Below are 330 nucleotides of genomic sequence, written 5' to 3'. Positions count from 1 at the left end.
CCGCTCATGGAAGAACCGAAGGCTCGGCATCAGCGGCCGCGGAAGGTCAAACGGCGGGTCGGCAGCCCGCAAGGGGGTGTCATTAGCCCGCTGTTAGCCAACCTGTATCTGCACTGGATGGACAACCGCTTCCATGACCGGGAAGGACCGGCACAGCGGGTTGGCGCGCGGCTGGTGGGAGATGCCGATGACTTGATCATCTTGGCGCGTCACCAAGGGAAGTGCCTAGGGGACTGGGTCGAAGCCACCGCGCAAGGGTGGATGGGACTGGAGATCAAGCGTGGGAAAACCCGCACGATCAGGCTGACGGAGACCGGAGCGAGGGTCGAT

The 330-nt window shown here is 63.6% G+C and carries 1 protein-coding gene; it reads left to right on the top strand.

What is annotated here, in order from left to right; genetic code table 11:
• A partial coding sequence (locus BQ17_RS02040; RefSeq protein ID WP_256091442.1) for a reverse transcriptase domain-containing protein occupies positions 1-330 on the top strand: 330 nt, incomplete at both ends.

The sequence above is a fragment of the Candidatus Thiosymbion oneisti genome (genome assembly GCF_900092655.1).
Taxonomy (GTDB): Bacteria; Pseudomonadota; Gammaproteobacteria; order Chromatiales; family Chromatiaceae; genus Thiosymbion; species Thiosymbion oneisti.
The sequence above is the reverse complement of the archived record's forward strand: the minus strand, read 5'-3'. Positions and strand labels throughout refer to the sequence as shown.